16 protein-coding genes and 2 tRNA genes are annotated in these 18773 nt (G+C 65.8%); 8 read left to right on the top strand and 10 right to left on the bottom strand.

From position 1 onward, the window contains the following. Positions 1-139 precede the first annotated feature (139 nt). On the top strand, positions 140-2650 hold the full coding sequence (locus PSELUDRAFT_RS18505; protein ID WP_231895262.1) for an EAL domain-containing protein: 2511 nt from the start codon (positions 140-142) through the stop codon (positions 2648-2650). A 281-nt stretch (positions 2651-2931) separates the two neighbouring features. Further along, the gene (gene fdhA, locus PSELUDRAFT_RS18500) at positions 2932-4128 is read left to right on the top strand and encodes a formaldehyde dehydrogenase, glutathione-independent (protein WP_088968218.1); all 1197 of its coding nucleotides are present in this window, start codon (positions 2932-2934) and stop codon (positions 4126-4128) included. A 98-nt stretch (positions 4129-4226) separates the two neighbouring features. On the opposite strand, the gene serS is transcribed toward fdhA, so the two are convergent. The 4 genes from serS to PSELUDRAFT_RS18480 all read right to left on the bottom strand — a co-directional run bounded on the left by serS (position 4227) and on the right by PSELUDRAFT_RS18480 (position 9394). Then, on the bottom strand, positions 4227-5513 hold the full coding sequence (serS, locus tag PSELUDRAFT_RS18495) for a serine--tRNA ligase (protein WP_088968217.1): 1287 nt from the start codon (positions 5511-5513) through the stop codon (positions 4227-4229). 250 nt (positions 5514-5763) lie between these two features. Further along, positions 5764-7071, bottom strand: coding sequence for a replication-associated recombination protein A (locus tag PSELUDRAFT_RS18490; protein ID WP_088968216.1), 1308 nt, complete (start codon positions 7069-7071; stop codon positions 5764-5766). A 3-nt stretch (positions 7072-7074) separates the two neighbouring features. Further along, positions 7075-7680, bottom strand: a complete 606-nt coding sequence (lolA, locus tag PSELUDRAFT_RS18485; RefSeq protein ID WP_088968215.1) for an outer membrane lipoprotein chaperone LolA — start codon at positions 7678-7680, stop codon at positions 7075-7077. Between the two features lie 121 nt (positions 7681-7801). After that, positions 7802-9394 (bottom strand): NAD+ synthase, encoded by a 1593-nt coding sequence (locus PSELUDRAFT_RS18480; protein WP_088968214.1) that lies wholly within the window; start codon positions 9392-9394, stop codon positions 7802-7804. 241 nt (positions 9395-9635) lie between these two features. On the opposite strand from PSELUDRAFT_RS18480, the gene PSELUDRAFT_RS18475 reads away from it, so the two are divergent. From PSELUDRAFT_RS18475 to PSELUDRAFT_RS18450, 6 genes are all read left to right on the top strand, one after another. Further along, positions 9636-9726 (top strand) — tRNA-Ser (locus PSELUDRAFT_RS18475). 56 nt (positions 9727-9782) lie between these two features. After that, positions 9783-9873 (top strand) — tRNA-Ser (locus PSELUDRAFT_RS18470). A 108-nt stretch (positions 9874-9981) separates the two neighbouring features. Continuing rightward, positions 9982-11022, top strand: coding sequence for an adenosine deaminase (locus PSELUDRAFT_RS18465; protein ID WP_231895261.1), 1041 nt, complete (start codon positions 9982-9984; stop codon positions 11020-11022). Positions 11023-11308: 286 nt separating this feature from the next. Next, a complete protein-coding gene (locus PSELUDRAFT_RS18460) occupies positions 11309-12280 on the top strand; it encodes a threonine/serine dehydratase (RefSeq protein WP_088968213.1) in 972 nt (323 codons plus the stop codon). Next, complete coding sequence (locus PSELUDRAFT_RS18455; protein ID WP_088968212.1) at positions 12277-13221, top strand: ornithine cyclodeaminase family protein; 945 nt, start codon at positions 12277-12279, stop codon at positions 13219-13221. Before PSELUDRAFT_RS18460 ends, PSELUDRAFT_RS18455 begins: the two co-directional genes overlap by 4 nt. Positions 13222-13585: 364 nt before the next feature. Continuing rightward, positions 13586-14530, top strand: a complete 945-nt coding sequence (locus PSELUDRAFT_RS18450; protein WP_088968211.1) for an ornithine cyclodeaminase family protein — start codon at positions 13586-13588, stop codon at positions 14528-14530. A 156-nt stretch (positions 14531-14686) separates the two neighbouring features. Here the strand turns inward: PSELUDRAFT_RS18450 and PSELUDRAFT_RS18445 are convergent, their stop codons facing one another. The 6 genes from PSELUDRAFT_RS18445 to PSELUDRAFT_RS18420 form a co-directional block, all read right to left on the bottom strand. Further along, positions 14687-15385: a YoaK family protein gene (locus tag PSELUDRAFT_RS18445; RefSeq protein WP_088968210.1), complete on the bottom strand. Its 699-nt coding sequence runs from the start codon at positions 15383-15385 to the stop codon at positions 14687-14689. Further along, positions 15372-15770 carry a DoxX family protein gene (locus tag PSELUDRAFT_RS18440; RefSeq protein WP_088968209.1) on the bottom strand — a complete coding sequence of 133 codons (399 nt, stop codon included), beginning with the start codon at positions 15768-15770 and terminating at the stop codon, positions 15372-15374. The genes PSELUDRAFT_RS18445 and PSELUDRAFT_RS18440 overlap by 14 nt, the downstream gene beginning before the upstream one ends. After that, entirely contained in the window at positions 15767-15922 is a 156-nt protein-coding gene (locus PSELUDRAFT_RS18435) for a XapX domain-containing protein (RefSeq protein ID WP_088968208.1), read from the bottom strand. Before PSELUDRAFT_RS18435 ends, PSELUDRAFT_RS18440 begins: the two co-directional genes overlap by 4 nt. A gap of 2 nt (positions 15923-15924) precedes the next feature. Beyond that, entirely contained in the window at positions 15925-16146 is a 222-nt protein-coding gene (locus PSELUDRAFT_RS18430) for a DUF1427 family protein (protein ID WP_088968207.1), read from the bottom strand. Positions 16147-16164: 18 nt separating this feature from the next. Beyond that, a complete protein-coding gene (locus tag PSELUDRAFT_RS18425; protein WP_088968206.1) occupies positions 16165-18015 on the bottom strand; it encodes an amidohydrolase in 1851 nt (616 codons plus the stop codon). A gap of 104 nt (positions 18016-18119) precedes the next feature. After that, the gene (locus PSELUDRAFT_RS18420; protein WP_088968205.1) at positions 18120-18773 is read right to left on the bottom strand and encodes a hydrolase; all 654 of its coding nucleotides are present in this window, start codon (positions 18771-18773) and stop codon (positions 18120-18122) included.

The following is an 18773-nucleotide window of genomic DNA, read 5'->3' as shown; positions in this document are numbered from 1 at the left end:
TATGTAGTGGATTGATTAAATGTGATGACTATCGAATAATGTACTTACTCTTTTTTACAGAATTTGTTTCTTATCAATGTCTTTCAGCTGGATGCGATGAATATAAAGCACTTGGCTGCAAGTACTGTCTGGAGCACGCGTGACCTTTACCGCTGTTGAATCGATCGTTTCCCGTAATGTGCTGACCTGCGCGCCGGATACCCCGGTAAGCGAGGCAGCGCAGGCCATGTGCCATGCCCGCTGCGGCTCGATAGTCGTGGTGGATGGCAGCGGCGGGCCGCTGGGAATCTGGACCGAAAGCGACGTGGTCAAGCTGGACCTGTTCCACCCCGATGTGGCGCAGTGCGCGGTGCGCGGCTTCATGACCTCTCCGGTGCTGAGCATCCCGGCCGATGCCTCGATACAGGATGCCGCCGCCTGCATGCACGAAAACAAGGTGCGCCACCTGATCGTGACCGACCCGCGCACCGGCAAGCTGCTGGGCATGGTGTCGGCCACCGATATCGTCATCAACCAGGATGCCGAGTTCTTCCTGCGCCTGAAGCGGCTGGACAATATGCTGCACAAGCCGCTGGTGGTGGTGGAGTCTGACGCGCTGGTGGTGACGGCGATGAGCCGGATGAGCGAACTGTCGGTGGAGGCGCTGGGCGTGCGCTACCCGGACGGCAGCTGGGGCATTCTGACCCAGCGCGACGTGGTGCGTTTTGTCGCCGGTGGCGACAGCAGCCTGCAGGTGTCGGCGATTGCCAGCCACCCGCTGCGCACGGTGCCGAACCAGATGACGCTGCTCAATGCCCGCCGCGTGCTGCTGGAAGGGCGCACCCGCCACCTTGGCGTGGGCGCGGACAATGGCAGCTTGCTGGCCATCATCGGCATGTCCGACATTCTGGCCACCATGGAGCAGGAGTTCCTGGTGGAGCTGCGCACCGCGTTGCGCGAGCGCGACGAGGCGCTGCTGCGCTCGCGGCAGAGCCTGCAGCTGGCGGACAAGGTGTTTGAATCCACGCTGGAAGGCATTGTGATCACCGACGACAGCGGTGTGATCCAGTCGGTAAACCCGGCGTTTACCCGCATTACCGGCTACACCCTGGCGGAAGTGCAGGGCAAGACGCCGGCGGTGCTGAAATCCGGCCGCCAGTCGCCGGATTTCTACGAGCATATGTGGCGCCAGCTCAAGCTGGACGGCTACTGGCAGGGCGAGGTGGTGAACCGGCGCAAGAGTGGCCTGCTGTACACCGAGCACCTCACCATCACCGGCATTCCCGACGGTAACGGCGGCATCCGCCATTACGTGGCGGTGTTCTCCGACATCACCCAGCGCAAACAGGCGGAGGAGCGGCTGCACTTCCTCGCCAACCACGACGCGTTGACCGGCCTGCCCAACCGCACCCTGTTCGGCGAGAAGCTGCAAAGCGCCATCGAGCAGGCGCGGGAACATAACCAGCGCATGGCGTTGATGTTCATCGATCTGGACCGCTTCAAGCTGATCAACGACACCCTGGGCCACCAGGCCGGCGACGAGCTGCTGGTGAAGATCGCCTCGCGGCTGCAGACCGAAGCGCCAATGGGCTGCACCGTGGCGCGGCTGGCCGGCGACGAGTTCACTCTGCTGCTGCCCAATGTCGGCTCGCCCAACAGCGTGGCCAGCCTGGCGCAGGACGTGCTGGACGGCATTGCCGGCGAGGTGGTGCTGGGCGGCAGCAGCAAGGTATTCGTGTCCGCCAGCCTGGGCATCGCCATGTACCCGGAGGACGGCAGCACCGCCGACAGCCTGCTGGTGAATGCCGATGCCGCCATGTACCGCGCCAAGAACCGCGGCAAGAACGCCTTCCAGTTCTACACCGCCGACATGAACGCCAGCGCCATGGCGCGGCTGAAGCTGGAATACGGCCTGCACCGCGCGCTGACGCGCAGCGAGTTCCAGGTGTGGTATCAGCCCAAGGTCGATCTGGCCAGCGGCAAGCTGGTGGGCATGGAGGCGCTAGTGCGCTGGCAGCACCCGGAAATGGGCCTGGTGTCGCCGGTGGAGTTCATTCCGGTGGCGGAAGAGTCGGCGCTGATCGTGCCGCTGGGCGCCTGGGTGCTGAGCGAAGCCTGCCGCTATACCCACGCGCTGCAGCAGGAGCTGGGTTTTGCCGGCCGGGTGGCGGTGAACCTGTCCGGGCGCCAGCTCAAGTTCGGCAATATCGTCGACACGGTACAGCAGGTGCTGGATGAAACCGGCCTGCCTGCGGCCAGCCTGGAGCTGGAAATCACCGAAAGCACGGCGATGGACAGCGACCTGGAGGTTGGCCGCGCGCTGGAAGGGCTGCGCGCCATGGGCATTACCCTGTCCATCGACGACTTCGGCACCGGCTATTCCTCGCTGGCCTACCTCAAGCGCCTGCCGGTGCAGGTGCTGAAGATCGACCGTTCCTTCATCGCCCACCTGCACGAGGACAAGGACGATGCCGCCATCGCCTCGGCAGTGATCTCCATGGGCCGCAGCCTGGGCCTGTCCATCGTGGCCGAAGGCGTGGAGCTGCCGGCGCACCGCGACTTCCTGCGCGAGCAGGGCTGCCACATGGCGCAGGGCTATCTGTACGGCAAGCCGATGCCGGGCCCGGAGTTCCGCCACTACGCACAGCGCTTCGACCCTGCGGACCACTAGCCGCCGGCTGTAAAAACAAGGGCTTGCCCGCTTTTGCCGGGCGCCATTGTCGCCTTTTTGTTGCACTGTCCCCGCCCGAGGCGGCGGTTTTGTACCTGCCGGCGTCGCCTGTGGCAAGGATGTCGCCTGACGACCGATCCACACCGTTTTCCACGCGTTTGCTGCCCATGTCGGGCAGGTAGTCTCGCGGACGCGGCACAGCCCGTGCCGTGCCGGCGCCACCCTGCAAGCCAGGGCCGCCGCTGTCAGTCACTACCCATCGAACAAAGCGGAGACATGCAATGAGCAACAATCGCGGTGTGGTGTATATGGGGCCTGGTAAGGTCGAAGTGCGCGAGATCGATGATCCGCGCATGGTGGACCCGCGCGGACGCGCAATCGGCCACGGTGTGATTCTGAAGGTGGTTACCACCAATATCTGCGGTTCCGACCAGCACATGGTGCGCGGCCGGACTACCGCGCCGATCGGCCTGGTGCTGGGCCACGAAATCACCGGCGTGGTGATCGAGGTTGGCCATGACGTGGAAACCCTGCAAGTGGGCGACCTGGTGTCGGTGCCGTTCAACGTGGCCTGCGGCCGCTGCACCACCTGCAAGGACCAGCATACCGGCGTGTGCCTGAACGTGAACCCGGCGCGCGCCGGTGGCGCCTACGGCTACGTGGACATGGGCGGCTGGATCGGCGGCCAGTCCGAATACGTGATGGTGCCGTACGCCGACTTCAACCTGCTGAAGTTCCCGGACAAGGATCGCGCCATGGCCAAGATCCGCGACCTGACCTGCCTGTCCGACATTCTGCCTACCGGCTACCACGGCGCGGTAATGGCCGGCGTGAAGCCGGGCGCCAGCGTGTACGTGGCCGGTGCCGGCCCGGTGGGCCTGGCAGCTGCCGCCTCCGCGCGCCTGCTGGGTGCCGCGGTGGTGATCGTGGGCGACATGAACGCCGACCGCCTGGCACATGCCCGCGCGGTAGGCTTCGAAACCGTGGACCTGTCGCTGGACGCCACCCTGGGCGAACAGATCGCCGCCCTGCTGGGCTCGCCGGAAGTGGATTGCGCGGTGGATTGCGTCGGCTTCGAGGCACGCGGCCACGGTGCCGGCAGCCATGAGGAAGCGCCGGCCACGGTGCTGAACTCGCTGATGGAAATCACCAAGGTAGCCGGCGGCATCGGCATCCCCGGCCTGTACGTGACCGACGACCCGGGCGCAGTGGACGCGGCAGCCAAGAAGGGCAGCCTGAGCATCCGCTTCGGCCTCGGCTGGGCCAAGTCGCACAGCTTCCACACCGGCCAGACCCCGGTGATGAAGTACAACCGCAACCTGATGCAGGCGATTCTGTGGGACCGCCTGCCGATTGCCGACATCGTCAACGTGGAAATCATCACGCTGGACCAGGCACCGGAAGGCTACCGCGCCTTCGATGGCGGCGCGCCGAAGAAATTCGTGATCGACCCGCACAACACGCTGCAGCTGGCATAAACCGGCAGGCAGCATGACAACGGGCCTCTGCATGCAGAGGCCCGTTTTGCATTGCGCGGCTAAGGTTGGCCGCATGCGGCCAACCTTATGAGCAAGTATTAAGCGCCGATCTTGTCCTTGCCGCCCATGTACGGACGCAGCGCTTCCGGAATGGTCACGCTGCCATCGGCGTTCTGGTAGTTCTCCAGCACCGCTACCAGCGTGCGGCCCACTGCCAGGCCGGAGCCGTTCAGGGTGTGCACCAGCTGGTTCTTGCCGCCCGCGTCCTTGTAGCGGGCCTGCATGCGGCGCGCCTGGAAGGATTCGCAGTTGGAGCAGCTGGAAATCTCGCGGTAGGTATTCTGCGCCGGCAGCCACACTTCCAAGTCGTAGGTCTTGGCGGAGCCAAAGCCCATGTCGCCGGTGCACAGGGTAATCACGCGGTAGGGCAGGCCCAGCGCCTTCAGGATGTTCTCGGCGTGGCCCACCATTTCTTCCAGCGCGGCGTAGGAGTCTTCCGGCTTCTCGATGCGCACCATCTCCACCTTGTCGAACTGGTGCTGGCGGATCAGGCCACGGGTGTCGCGGCCGTAGCTGCCGGCTTCGGAGCGGAAGCAGGGCGAGTGCGCGGTCAGCTTCTTCGGCAGCTCCTCTTCCTTCAGGATGCTGTCGGACACGGTGTTGGTGAGGGTGATTTCCGAGGTGGAGATCAGGTACTGGTCAACGGTGCCTTCCTCGCCGCCGCGGGTCACCTTGAACATGTCTTCGGCAAACTTGGGCAGCTGGCCGGTACCGAACAGTGCGCTGTCGTTGACGATGTACGGGGTGTAGTGCTCGGTGTAGCCGTGCTCGCCGGTGTGGGTGTTCAGCATGAACTGCGCCAGGGCGCGGTGCAGGCGGGCGATCTCGCCCTTGAGCACGGTGAAGCGCGCGCCGGACAGCTTGGCGCCGGTGTCGAAATCCAGGCCCAGCGGTGCGCCCACGTCCACGTGGTCTTTCACCTCGAATTCGAACTGGCGCGGGCTGCCCCAGCGGCGCACTTCCACGTTGTCGTTCTCGTCCTTGCCCACCGGCACCGATTCGTGCGGCAGGTTGGGGATGGACATCAGCCAGCCGTCCAGCTTCTGCTGCACGCCGGCAAAGCCTTCCTCGGCAGCCTTCAGCTCGTCGCCCAGGTTGGCCACCTCGGCCATGATGGCGGACACGTCCTCGCCGTTCTTCTTGGCGATGCCGATCTGCTTGGAAACGGTGTTGCGCTTGGACTGCAGATCCTGCATGCGGGTCTGCAGGAATTTGCGTTCGGCTTCCAGCGTGTTGAAGGCATCCACGTCCAGCGTGTAGCCACGGCCGGCCAGACGGGCGGCCACTTCGTCGATATTGCTGCGCAGCAGTTGAATATCCAGCATGGGTCAAATCCTGTGTTCTTGAATTTTGTGATATCTGCCGCCCGCCGTGGGCGAACGGGGCAAGTCTTGCCGCCGGTTGAGCACCGGCTGCGCCGATCAGGGCGCGAACTACGCAAGTGTAATGGTTTGCGGCGGGGTTTGTCCCGTTTCGCGCACGTGCGGCCAACCTTGGCGGGGAGTCGGGTGCCGTGGTGGTGCTGGTGTTCGATGCGGCTTTGCGCTGTGCAGCCGCTGCGCTAGCGCAGCGGCTTCATTCCTTGCCGGCGTCCTCGTCCAGCTGGCGCAGGAAGGCCAGTTTGTCGGCGATCTTGCTCTCCAGGCCGCGTGGCACTGGCTGGTACCAGCCGGGTTCGTCCATGCCGTCGGGGAAGTAGGTTTCGCCGGCGGCGTAGCCGTGCGGCTCGTCGTGGGCGTAGCGGTAGTCGTGGCCGTAGCCCAGCTCCTGCATCAGCCTGGTGGGGGCGTTACGCAGGTGCACCGGCACTTCGCGGCTCTTGTCCTGCTTCACGAAGGCGCGGGCCTGGTTGTAGGCCATGTAGCCGGCGTTGCTCTTGGCCGCCACCGCCAGGTAGATCACCGCCTGCGCCAGCGCCAGTTCGCCTTCCGGGCTGCCCAGCCGTTCGTAGGTGGCGGCGGCGTCATTGGCGATCTGCATGGCGCGCGGGTCGGCCAGGCCGATGTCTTCCCACGCCATGCGCACGATGCGTCGCGCCAGGTAGCGCGGGTCGGCGCCGCCGTCCAGCATGCGTGTCAGCCAGTACAGCGCGGCGTCCGGGTGCGAGCCGCGCACCGATTTGTGCAGCGCGGAGATCTGGTCGTAGAAGTTGTCGCCGCCCTTGTCGAAGCGGCGGGCGCTGACGGTGAGCACCTCGGCCAGGAAGTCGGCCGCCACACTGGCGATCTTGCGCGCGCGCGCGGCGGTGATGGTCTGCTCCAGCAGGTTGAGGAAGCGGCGCGCGTCGCCGTCGGCGTAGCCGGCCAGCGCCTCGGCGGCGCCGTCGGCAAAGCTGATGCCGTCCAGCCGGCCGCTGGCCTGCACCCGCTGCAGCAGCGCCAGCAGGTCGGCGCTCTCCAGCGATTTCAGCACGTAGACCTGGGCGCGCGACAGCAGCGCGGCGTTGACTTCGAACGAGGGGTTCTCGGTTGTGGCGCCGATGAAGGTGAGCAGGCCGGATTCCACGAACGGCAGGAAGGCATCCTGCTGGCTCTTGTTGAAGCGGTGCACCTCGTCGACGAACAGGATGGTGCGCCGCCCGCTCTGCTGCAGCGTGGCATGGGCGCGCTCCACTGCCTCGCGGATTTCCTTCACCCCGGACAGCACCGCCGACAGCGGGATGAACTCGGCGTCGAAGGCACCCGCCAGGATGCGCGCCAGCGTGGTCTTGCCCACGCCGGGCGGCCCCCACAGGATCATGGAGTGCGGCACCTGTGCTTCCACCGCCAGCCGCAGCGGCTTGCCGGCGCCGATCAGGTGCTGCTGGCCGATGACTTCATCCAGCGAGGTTGGCCGCATGGCTTCGGCCAGCGGTTTTACCGGCTCGCGCGCAAACAGGTCCATGGCTTACTCGCTGACCACGTCCACGCCCTTGGGCGGGGTGAAGCTGAAGTGGCCGGCAGCCAGCGGCGGGTTCTTCTTGATGTTGCTGAAGCTGATGCGGGTGACGTTGCCGAAGCTGTCGGTGAGTTCCATCTCCACCAGCTGGTTGGCGGTGAAGCCCATCTTGATGCCTTCGAAGGTGTTGTCGGCCTTGCGCGGGGTGGCGGCCAGCCATTCCACCTGGCCCTGGCTGCCTACCTCGCGCAGCAGGTAGTCACGCTCGATGGCATTGCTGCCGGCCAGCAGTGCCGCCGGGCTGCTGCCCAGGGTGCTGCCCTGGTTGCGCTTGGTGATCTGCGCCAGCTCCTTGTCGTACACCCACAGTGTCTTGCCGTCGCCGACGATCAGCTGCTCGTAGGGCTGGGTGTAGGTCCAGCGCAGCTTGCCGGGGCGCTGGATTTCCATCTGGCCGCTGGCTTTTTCCTGGCCGTTCTTGCTGGTCACGGTCTGGCTGAAGCTGGCGGAAAGGGTCTTGGTGCCGGCAACAAAGGCCTTGAGCTGCGGGATGGCGGCGGCGTTGGCCGGGGCGATCAGCGCGCAGCACAGCGCGAGACTGGCGAATGCTTTCATGAGGTTCCTGTCGGTGAAACGGTCCCGAATCTGACCATGCTTCCCGGTGACTGTTCGTGCACTTTTGTTAACGAATGCGTGACGTTGGCCGCAAGCCTGCGGCCAACCTTGCCGCCGCCGCTTACATGAAGCGGTTGGTGATCGGGTAGCGCCAGTCCTTGCCGAAGCCGCGGTGGGTGATGCGCGGGCCTACCGGCGCCTGGCGGCGCTTGTATTCGTTGATCTTCAATAGCCGCACCACCTTGTTCACGTCCGCTTCGGCAAAACCGGCGGCCACAATGTCGGCGGCGGACTGGTTGCCTTCCACGTAGCGCTCCATGATGGCGTCCAGCACCTCGTACGGCGGCAGGCTGTCCTGGTCTTTCTGGTCCGGGCGCAGTTCGGCGGACGGCGGGCGGGTGATGATCCGCTCCGGAATCACGTCGCCCACGGTATTGCGCCAGCGGCACAGCGCGAACACCAGGGTCTTGGCCACGTCCTTCAGCACCGCGAAGCCGCCGGCCATGTCGCCGTACAGCGTGCAGTAGCCGGTGGTCATTTCCGACTTGTTGCCGGTGGTCAGCACCAGCTTGCCGCTCTTGTTGGACAGTGCCATCAGCAGGGTGCCGCGGATGCGCGCCTGCAGGTTTTCCTCGGTGGTGTCGGCATCCAGGCCAGCAAAGGAGGGCGCCAGTGCCTGCATGAAGCTTTCGTACATCGGCCAGATTTCGATTTCGTCGTACTTCACGCCCAGGCGGGCGATCATGTCGCGGCTGTCCTCCACGCTGATGTCGGCGGTGTAGCGCGAGGGCATCATCACCGCGTGCACCTTGTCGGCGCCCAGCGCGTCTACCGCCACCGCCAGTGTCAGCGCGGAATCGATGCCGCCGGACAGGCCGAGCAGGGCGCCGGGGAAGCGGTTCTTGCCGATGTAGTCGCGCACGCCCACCACCAGCGCGCGGTAGATACTTTCCAGCTCGTCCGGCAGCGCGGCAACCGGGGCAGCGGCGATGTCGCCGTCGATCACGTCCAGCAGCAGCAGCTCGTCGTCATAGGCGGCGGCCTGCGCCACCACGTCGCCGGCCTGGTTGAGGGCGAAGGAGCCGCCGTCGAACACCAGTTCGTCCTGGCCGCCGGTGAGGTTGACGTAGGCCATCGGCACGCCGGTTTCTTCCACGCGGTAGCGCAGCACTTCGTGGCGGGTGGCGATCTTGTTGCGGTGGAACGGCGAGGCGTTCAGCGACACGATCACCTGCGCGCCGGCATCGGCGGTTTCCGCCGCCGGCTCCACCGACCACACGTCTTCGCAGATCAGCACGCCCACCTGCACGCCGTTCTGCTCGAATACCAGCGGCGCGGCGCCGGGGGTGAAGTAGCGGCATTCATCGAATACTTCGTTATTCGGCAGCAGCATCTTGTGATACTGGCCCAGTCGGTGGCCGTCGCGCAGCACGGTGGCGGCGTTGAAGCGCTCGTTGCCCAGCTTCACCGGGTGGCCGATCACCAGAGTGATGCCGTCCAGCATCTCCAGCGCGTCCAGGCCGCGGGCGATGTCGCGATAGAACTGGTCGCGCAGCAGCAGGTCTTCCGGGCTGTAGCCGGTGAGCGCCAGCTCCGGGGTGACCAGTATGTCGGCACCCTGCGCCATGGCGGCATGGGCGAGGTCGAGAATCTTCTGGGTGTTGCCGGGGATGTCACCCACCACCGGGTTGAACTGGGCAAGAGCGATACGCATGGCTTGAAAACAGCTTGTTGTAAGTTAACAGGTGGATTCTACCTGATCGGCCGCCAGCCTGGGCTTTGCCTGCCGGATCAAGTGCTTGCCACGAAGGCTGTTGCCGGTGTGGCGCAGGGTTGGCCGCAAGGTGCTGCCCGATGTGCATTTTTCTGCAAAAAAGCTTGCCAATATGGGGAGCCTCCCCTAGAATGCGCAGCCTCTGACGACGAAACGCCTAGCGCCGTTGTCAAAGCCATCTGGAGAGGTGGATGAGTGGTTTAAGTCGCACGCCTGGAAAGCGTGTTCAGGGTAATACCCTGACGGGGGTTCGAATCCCCCCCTCTCCGCCAGATTGCCTCAAAGCCGGTTTCAAACCGGCTTTAAAAATTCGGTTTTATAGAATTCTGGAGAGGTGGATGAGTGGTTTAAGTCGCACGCCTGGAAAGCGTGTTCAGGGTAATACCCTGACGGGGGTTCGAATCCCCCCCTCTCCGCCAGAATGTGAAAAGCCCCGAGCAATCGGGGCTTTTTGCTTTTCCTGCCCGCCGCTTTGCACCATGCTCAAAGCGCACCGCCGCCTGCGGCCAACCTGCCCGGAGCTACCCATGTCTGCCATGCACCCCATCGACGCACTGATCGCGCAACTGCCCAAGACCGAGCTGCACCTGCATATCGAAGGCACGCTGGAGCCGGAGCTGATGTTCGCGCTGGCCGCGCGCAACGGCATCACCCTGCCGTATGCCGATATCGCCAGCCTGCGCGCCGCCTACGACTTCGGCAATCTGCAATCCTTCCTCGACCTGTACTACGCCGGCGCCGGCGTGCTGCAGAGCGAGCAGGATTTCTACGACCTGACCTGGGCCTACCTGCAGCGCGCGCACGCCGACGGCATCGTGCATACCGAGATCTTCTTCGACCCGCAGACCCACACCGCGCGCGGCATCGCCTTTGCCTCCGTCTACCACGGCATCAGCCGGGCGCTGGAAACCGCCGAGGCGGAGTGGGGCATGACATCGCGGCTGATCATGAGTTTTCTGCGCCACCTCAGCGAGGAAGACGGCTTTGCCGTGCTGGAGCAGGCCATGCCCTATCTGTCCGGCATCGACGGCTTCGGGCTGGATTCCAGCGAGGCCGGCCACCCGCCGTCCAAGTTCCAGCGCCTGTTCGCCCGCTGCCGCGAGCTGGAGTTGCCCTGCGTCGCCCATGCCGGCGAGGAAGGCCCGGCCGCCTACGTGCGCGAGGCGCTGGAGCTGCTGCAGGTATGCCGGATCGACCACGGCGTGCGCAGCCTGGAAGATGCGGCGCTGGTGCAAAGGTTGGCCGCAGAGCGCATGCCGCTGACGGTGTGCCCGCTGTCCAACATCAAGCTGAAAGTGTTTGCCGATCTGGTCGAGCATCCGCTGCGCCGCATGCTGGAAGCCGGCCTGGTGGCGATGGTGAATTCCGACGACCCGGCCTACTTTGGCGGCTACCTGGCCGACAACCTGCTGGCCTGCCGCCGCGCGCTGGATCTGGGCGCCGACGAGATCGTGCAACTGGTGCGCAACAGCTTTGAAGCCAGCTGGCTGGCGCCGGCACAAAAGGCCGACTGGCAGCGCGCCATCAGCCACATTGTGGCGGCGTGGCAGGCCGAGCAGGCGCTGTGAGTCTGCGCTAGCTGCTGCGTGGCAGGAACTTGCCCGCTTCGGCCGCTTTCCTGCTTACACAACAAAGCCCTTTCGCGCAGCGAAGGGGCTTTGTCATTTCTCCCGGCCCGGCACTGCCGGGCTGTTGGCATTTGATCGCTGGCGACTTTGTTATCTAGTGCAAAAATAGGAATGTTCTTAATGGATTTTCAGGCATCGGGTTGGACAATGCAGTCCATCCTGTACAAAAAATCCATTGTTGTGCTGCGCGTCGGCAGCGCCGCCCGGCAAGCATCTGGGAGAGATGATGACCGCACTCTACAACGCCATTGTCGATGCGCACCGCCAGCTGCGCCCGCAAGTCCGCTATACCGCACTGGATTACAGCCCGGCGCTGTCGCAGCTGACCGGCTGCGAGGTCTACCTCAAGGCCGAGCATCAGCAGCACACCGGCTCCTTCAAATACCGCGGCGCCAGCAACAAGATCCGGCTGCTGCCGCCGGCTGCGCGCCAGGCCGGGGTGATCACCGCTTCTTCCGGCAACCACGGCCAGGCGGTGGCGCTGGCCGGGCGCGCGGTCGGCGTGCCGGTTACGGTGTATGCCGGCGAGCACGCCGCCAGCGTGAAGCTGGACGCCATCCGCAAGCTGGGTGTGCACGTGGAGCTGGTGGCGGGCGACGCGCTGGCGGCAGAGTTGGCCGCACGCGCCGCAGCGGAACAGCAGGGGCTGACCTACATCTCGCCGTACAACGACCCGCAGGTGATTGCCGGCCAGGGCACGGTAGGGGTGGAGCTGGCCGAGCAGTGCCCCGACCTGGCCGCCGTGTGCGTGGCGGTGGGCGGCGGCGGGCTGGTGTCCGGCATTGGCACGGCGTTGCGGCAGCTGCTGCCGCAGGCAGACATCGTTGGCTGCTGGCCGCTGAACGCGCCGGCCATGTACCGCTGCCTGCAGGCGGGGGAAATCTGCGACGTGGCCGAGCAGGATACACTGTCCGACGGCACCGCCGGCGGCGTGGAGCCGGGCGCGGTGACCTTCGAGCTGTGCCGGCAGCTGATCGACCTGCGCACGCTGGTGAGCGAGGGAGACATCCGCCACGCCATGCGCCTGCTGGCCGAACACGAGCACTGGATAGTGGAGGGCGCCGCCGGGGTGGCGCTGGCAGGCCTGCTGCAGCTGGCCCCGCACTACCGGGGGCGCAAGGTGGCGGTGGTGCTGTGTGGGCGCAATATCAAGCTGCAGGATTTCCTGGCGGCGATCCAGGCGGGAGAGAGCCAGTGAAAGTGCTGGGCAAGGCAGAGATTCTGCAAGCCTTCCGGCCGGCGCTGGCGCTGCGCCTGCTGCGCGAGGGCTTTATCGCCTATTCGGCCGGCCAGGTGCAGCTGCCACCGGTGCAGCACTTCGGCTTCGATGCCGGGCAGGGCGATTGCTGCATCAAGTCCGGCTACCTGGACGGCGACGATCTGTTCGCGGTGAAGGTGTCGGCCGGCTTTTATCACAATCAGCAGCATGGTCTGGCCAACAACCAGGGGCTGATCATGACCTTTTCCGCCCGCACCGGCGCACCACAGGCGCTGCTGCTGGACGAGGGCGTGCTGACCGGCCTGCGCACCGCGCTTACCGGCCGGCTGGTGGCCGAGGTAATGGCGCCGCTGCGGGTGGATGCCATCGGCGTGCTGGGCACCGGCCTGCAGGCACGGTTGCAGCTGGAGGCGCTGCACGAGGCGCTACCCTGCCGCAGGGTATGGGTGTGGGGCAAGAGCGAGACCGAGCTGGCGCGTTTCATCAAGCCGTTTGCCGAGCAGGGCTACGACATGCGGCCAACCCTGGATGCGCGGGAGGTGGCACGGCATTGCCAGTACATCGTCTGTTGCACGCCGTCCACCAGCCCGCTGCTGCAGGCGGAGTGGATCGCCCCCGGCACCCACATCACCGCGCTGGGGGCGGATGCGGTGGGCAAACAGGAGCTGGCCACCGAACTGGTGGTGCGTGCCGACGTGCTGGTGGCGGATTCTGTCGAGCAGTGCACCGGATTCGGCGAGCTGCAGCATGCCTTTGCCGCCGGGCTGATCGACGTCGGCCGCGTTCGCGAGCTGGGCACGGTGCTGGCTGGCCGGCAGCCGGGGCGTGGCCGCCCCGACGACATCACCATTGCCGACCTGACCGGGCTGGCGATACAGGACGTGCAGATTGCCAAGAGCGTGTTGCTGGCGCTGGGTTGAGCCGGGAGCGGGATGAACAAGGGCCAGGCCGCTAATACCGGCCTGGCCCTTGTCATTGCTAAAGCAGGATTGCGTTGGCGCCGGTTCTGCTCTGGATAGGCCAATGATAAATTCACAATGAAGCAAAGCCTATGCAGAAAGGCTACCATCAGTAGCAACAGGGCAGCTCGTAAAACCCCGCTTTCGTCGCGATACTGCGTTGCTCACGAAAAACGCCTCCTGACATAGCCACCCTATGCTGCGTCGGCGTTTTTCATTCGCGCCTTGTCTCGCCTGGCAAGCAGCGTTTTTCGAGACACCCTGCAAATAGCATTGCAGCCAGCCCGCAGCGGCAAGGCTGCAGCAGGTGTTCAAGGGGCCTCGTGTGGAAATCTATACCAGCAAGCAAATCATCAATGCCTTCAAGCCGGACCTGGCGGCGGCAATGATCCGCGACGGGCTGATCGCCTATTCCGCCGGCAAGGTGCAGCTGGCGCCGGCGCAGCACATCAAGTTCGATGCGCTGGAGGCCGACTGCGTGATCAAGTCCGGCTACCTGGAGGGCGACAAGGTATTCACCGTCAAGGTGTCGTCCGGCTTCTACCAGAACCCGCAGCAAGGGCTGGCCAGCAATCACGGCATGCTGATCGTGTTTTCCGCCCGCACCGGCGTACCGCAGGCGCTGTTGCTGGACAAGGGCTGGCTCACCGCGCAGCGCACCGCCATGACCGGCCGGCTGGTGGCGGAGGCCATGGCCCCGGCGGAAGTGGAGGCCATCGGCATCCTGGGCACCGGCCAGCAGGCGCACATGCAGCTGGAGGCGCTGGGCGAGGTGCAGCCGTGCCGCAAAGTGTGGGTATGGGGCCGCCACGAGGCCGGGCTGAATGCCTTTTGCGAGCACTTCCGCGACATGGGCTACGACATGCGGCCAACCCAGGACGCGCAGCAACTGGCCGCCGCCTGCCGGCTGATCGTCACCTGCACGCCATCGCCGCATCCCTTGCTGCAGGCGGAGTGGATCATGCCGGGCACCCATATCACCGCGGTGGGGGCGGACCGCAAGGGCAAGCAGGAGCTGTCCTGCAACCTGGTGGCGCTGGCCGACGTGCGGGTGGCGGACAGCCTGTCGCAGTCGCTGGAATTCGGCGAGTTCTCGCACGCTTTCGAGGCCGGGCTGATCAGCCAGGCCGACGTGGCCGAGCTGGGCAATGTGCTGGCCGGCAAGCTGCAAGGGCGGCAGAGCGCCAGCGACATCACCATCGCCGACCTGACCGGGCTGGCGATACAGGACGTGCAGATCGCCAAGAGCGTGCTGGCGATGGCGGAATGAAAAACCTGCGGCCAACCTTTGAATGAAGGTTGGCCGCAGGTTGGCGGGCGTGGCTTAGGGTAGGGCAGGTTGGCCGCAGGCCATACCCGCGCGGGCTTGCCGGGGTGCGCGGGTATGAACCTCCGGTTCAACCCGCCCTACGGGGGCAGGGTGCTATCAGTCCGCCTGCCGCCTTGCCGCAAGCATCAGCACCAGCAGCAGCACGATGGGCAGCAGCAAGGCCCAGAAGGATAGCCGTACATAGCCGAAACCCCCGCCGATGGCGCCGGCGGCAAACGCCACGATGGGCCCCAGGAACTTGCGCACGCGCGCCGCGACCGTCGGGTCGTGGCCGGGGCTGGCCAGGTCCAGCAGGTCGATCACCAGCTGGGTGACATTGCCGGTCATCACCGTGGTGGGGGTGAGCGCGCTCAGCGCCAGCCGGCTGGCGGCGTTCTGCACCCCCATGCCGGCGGCGCCGAACATGCCGGCGATGATCGCCATGGCCGACGGGCTGTCGGCCAGCGGCAGCGCGGACACGCCCGCCAGCATGAAGCCGCTCAGCAGCAGCATCTGCACGCCGTACAGCCACGCCAGTGGCGATTGTTCCCCAAGTTCATGCCGGCGCACGATGGCCCGCGCCAGCGCGATTCCGGCCACAAAGGCGGGGAAGGCAAGGAGCTTGATCAGCACGCCATGGCCCGGCCGTGCCAGCTCGCTGCCGATCAGCACGAAGTTGCCGGTGACGTGGGCGGTGAACAGCCCGAACAGCGCCATGAAGCCCAGCGTGTCCACATAGCCGGCGATGAAGCCCAGCCCCACGCCGACCCAGCCGTTGCGCCGTGCAGCGCCTTGCCTGGCGTTATCGCTGGCCATCGATCGAATACCTCCCCGGGCCGGCCAGTGCGATGCTGCCGAACACGATGATCAGCAGCCAGGCGAACTGGCCGCTGGCCACATCCCATTCCGGGTGCACCAGCAGTATGGAAACCACCAGCAGGAACAGGATGGGCAGGGTGGCCAGTCGCGTCAGCCAGCCGGCGGCGATCAGCAGCGGGCAGACGATTTCGGCAAACAGCGCCAGCAGCAGCGTCAGCCCGCGCCCCAGCTGCAGCGGGTCGTCGATGTGCTGCAGCTCGCTGCCGTAATGCAGCAGCTTGGGCAGGCCATGCACGTACAGCAGCAGGCTGCTGCCAGCCAGGCGCAGGAACAGCAGGCCGGCATCCGGCGGCGGCAGGGTGGCAAGGGCGGGGCGGTTCATGACCCGCTCCCGGCCAGCACATAGCCCAGCGTCATGGCTACCACCAGCAGTGCGCCGATGGGCGACGGCGGCGCCGGCGAGGGAATATCCAGCCAGCGGCACAGGCCGCCCACCGCGAGGCCCAGCATGGCGCCGCTCAACAGGGTTGTCATGTCTATTCCTTTTTCGCCAGATCATGCCCGCCGCAATGCTTCTTCTCCTGCGCGGGGCGTGACGCCAGATAGCGGTCCACCAGGTAGTAGCCGAGGCTCATCATGAATACCAGCAGCGCGCCGGACAGTGCCGGCGGCGATGGCGCCGGGATGCCGCCCAGCCGGCTGCCAGCGCCTACCAGCAGCGACAGCGCCAGGCCGAGCAGGATTTTTCGATGGTTCATGTTCGCTCCCGTGCCGGCTCAGAAGGCAAAGCAGCTGCAGCCGAAGGCGCCCCAGAAGCCGGCAAAGTCGGATACCGGCACCGTGGACTTGCGCGCCTTGTCGTGCGCATGCGCGTGCACGGCGCAGGCACCCAGGCACTGGTGCGGCAGCGCGGCGTGCTGAAGGTTGGCCGCAGCGCGGTAGTGGCCGGGCACGCTGCGCACCGGCGCCCAGTCCGGCAGCACCTGCAGCGGCGGCGGCGCCAGCGGGGTGAACTCGTCCGCGCCGTAGACGATGTTGCCACCCACCACGGTGAGTACCGATTCGATGGCCTTGATTGCCTCCGGTGTGACGCTGAAGTAGTCCGCCGACAGCACCGCCAGGTCGGCCAGCTGGCCGGCCTTGATCCGGCCTTTCTTGCCCTGTTCGCTGGAGAACCAGGCGCTGCCCGCCGTCCACAGCTCCAGCGCGGTTTCGCGCGACAGCCGGTTCTGCTCGTCGTACAGCGGCAGCCCGCCCACGGTGCAGCCGGAAACCAGCCAGTACAGCGCCGTCCACGGGTTGTAGCTGGCCACGCGGGTGGCGTCGGTGCCGGCGCCTACCGGCACGCCCATCTCCAGCATGCGGGCTACCGGCGGGGTATGGCTGGCGGCCTGCGCGCCGTAGCGTTCCACGAAGTATTCGCCCTGGAATGCCATGCGGTGCTGGATGGCGATGCCGCCGCCCAGTGTGCGCACCCGCTCGATATTGCGCGGCGAGATGGTTTCGGCATGGTCGAACAGCCAGTGCAGGCCATCGAAGGGAATATCGCGGTTTACCTTCTCGAACACGTCCAGCATGCGGCTGATGGATTCGTCGTAGGTGGCGTGCAGGCGGAACGGCCAGCGTTTGGCCACCAGGTGGCGCACCACTTTTTCCAGCTCGTCTTCCATGTCCGGCGGCAGCTCGGGGCGCGGTTCGAGAAAGTCCTCGAAGTCGGCGGCGGAAAACACCAGCATCTCGCCGGCGCCATTGTGGCGGTAGAAGTCGTCGCCCTGGCCGGGGGTGACCAGCTTGCTCCACTGCTGGAAGTCTTCCAGCTCCTGCCCCTTGCGCTGGGTGAACAGGTTGTAGGCGATGCGTATGGTCAGCTGCTTGTTCTTCGCCAGCTCGGCGATCACATCGTAGTCTTCCGGGTAGTTCTGGAAACCGCCGCCGGCATCGATGGCGCTGGTCAGGCCCAGGCGGTTCAGTTCGCGCATGAACTGGCGCGTGGAGTTCACCTGGTATTCCAGCGGCAGCTTCGGCCCCCTGGCCAGGGTGGCGTACAGGATGGTGGCGTTGGGGCGGGCGATCAGCATGCCGGTGGGGTTGCCGGCGGCGTCGCGCTGGATCTCGCCACCCGGCGGGTTGGGGGTGTCCCTGGTGTAGCCCACGGCACGCAGCGCGGCGCGGTTGAGCAGCGCGCGGTCGTACAGGTGCAGGATGAACACCGGCGTATCGGGCGCCACGGCGTTGATTTCATCCAGGGTGGGCATGCGCCGCTCGGCAAACTGGAACTCGGTCCAGCCGCCCACCACGCGCACCCACTGCGGGTTGGGGGTGCGTTCGGCCTGTTCCTTCAGCATGCGCAGGGCGTCGGCCAGCGACGGCACGCCTTCCCAGCGCAGCTCCAGGTTGTAGTTGAGGCCGCCGCGGATCAGGTGCAGGTGCGAGTCGTTCAGGCCGGGAATCACCGTTCTGCCGCCCAGGTCCACCATCCGCGTTGCATCCGAGCGGTGCCGCATTACATCGCTCTCTGCACCCACTGCCAGGAACGTGTCGCCTTTGATTGCCACGGCGCTGGCCTCGGGCCGGGCGCGGTCCACGGTGTGGAAGCGGCCGTTGAACAGGATCAGATCTGCACTCATGGGTGTGTCTCCAGAAGGAGCCGGCCGTGGTGGCCGGCCCGGGAGGGGTAGAGTCCTTGCGCCGCGCGCAAGGACTTTGTGCCGTAAACGGGAAGGCTGCGGACTCAGTGGCCTTCGCTGGCGCCGAACATGGTCTTGGCGTAGATCAGGCCCAGGCCATAGCCGCCGCCGTGCGCAATCGAGGTGGCAACCGTTTCGTTGTAGCTTTCGCCCCGCGCCCAGTCACGCTGCAACTCCAGCAGATACTGCAGCGAGGTCATCGGGCGTGCGCCCAGCTGCACCATGCGCTCCATCGCGCGTTCGTGCGCTTCGCTGCTCACGTCGCCGCAGGCATCGGCAATCACGTAGACCTGAAAGCCCTGGTCGAGCGCCGACAGCGCCGGGCCGACGATGCACACCGAGGTCCACAGGCCGGCCAGCACGATCTTGTCCTTGCCGATGGCGTTCACCCGCTCGGCGATGCGGCCATCTTCCCAGGTATTCATGGTGGTGCGGTCGATGGCAGCCACGTCCGGGAACACCGAGGTGATTTCCGGGAACAGCGGGCCGGAGAAGGACTTCTCGGCCACCGTGGTCAGAATGGTGGAGACCTTGAACTCCCTGGCCGCCTTGGCCACCAGTGCGGTGTTGTTGCGCAGCTGTACCGGGTCGATCGACTTGGTAGCAAATGCCATTTGCGACTGGTGGTCGATCATGATCAGGGTGTGGTTGCTGGGGTCGAGCAAGGTCTGGCCGGCTTGGGGTTTGGCAACGGGCAT

This window comes from Vogesella sp. LIG4 (genome assembly GCF_900090205.1).
Taxonomy (GTDB): domain Bacteria; phylum Pseudomonadota; class Gammaproteobacteria; order Burkholderiales; family Chromobacteriaceae; genus Vogesella.
Note: the sequence above shows the minus strand (reverse complement) of the source record. Positions and strands in the feature narration are given on the sequence as shown.

Excerpts from the sequence above, each read along its gene's own strand:
- PSELUDRAFT_RS18445 (WP_088968210.1), bottom strand. The coding sequence starts at position 15,385 with ATGGCCAGCGATAACGCCAGGCAAGGCGCTGCACGGCGCAACGGCTGG.
- PSELUDRAFT_RS18460 (WP_088968213.1), top strand. The coding sequence starts at position 11,309 with ATGACCGCACTCTACAACGCCATTGTCGATGCGCACCGCCAGCTGCGC.
- PSELUDRAFT_RS18435 (WP_088968208.1), bottom strand. The coding sequence starts at position 15,922 with ATGACAACCCTGTTGAGCGGCGCCATGCTGGGCCTCGCGGTGGGCGGC.
- PSELUDRAFT_RS18440 (WP_088968209.1), bottom strand. The coding sequence starts at position 15,770 with ATGAACCGCCCCGCCCTTGCCACCCTGCCGCCGCCGGATGCCGGCCTG.
- serS (WP_088968217.1), bottom strand. The coding sequence starts at position 5,513 with ATGCTGGATATTCAACTGCTGCGCAGCAATATCGACGAAGTGGCCGCC.
- fdhA (WP_088968218.1), top strand. The coding sequence starts at position 2,932 with ATGAGCAACAATCGCGGTGTGGTGTATATGGGGCCTGGTAAGGTCGAA.
- PSELUDRAFT_RS18465 (WP_231895261.1), top strand. The coding sequence starts at position 9,982 with ATGTCTGCCATGCACCCCATCGACGCACTGATCGCGCAACTGCCCAAG.
- PSELUDRAFT_RS18490 (WP_088968216.1), bottom strand. The coding sequence starts at position 7,071 with ATGGACCTGTTTGCGCGCGAGCCGGTAAAACCGCTGGCCGAAGCCATG.
- PSELUDRAFT_RS18480 (WP_088968214.1), bottom strand. The coding sequence starts at position 9,394 with ATGCGTATCGCTCTTGCCCAGTTCAACCCGGTGGTGGGTGACATCCCC.
- lolA (WP_088968215.1), bottom strand. The coding sequence starts at position 7,680 with ATGAAAGCATTCGCCAGTCTCGCGCTGTGCTGCGCGCTGATCGCCCCG.
- PSELUDRAFT_RS18420 (WP_088968205.1), bottom strand. The coding sequence starts at position 18,773 with ATGCCCGTTGCCAAACCCCAAGCCGGCCAGACCTTGCTCGACCCCAGC.
- PSELUDRAFT_RS18430 (WP_088968207.1), bottom strand. The coding sequence starts at position 16,146 with ATGAACCATCGAAAAATCCTGCTCGGCCTGGCGCTGTCGCTGCTGGTA.
- PSELUDRAFT_RS18425 (WP_088968206.1), bottom strand. The coding sequence starts at position 18,015 with ATGAGTGCAGATCTGATCCTGTTCAACGGCCGCTTCCACACCGTGGAC.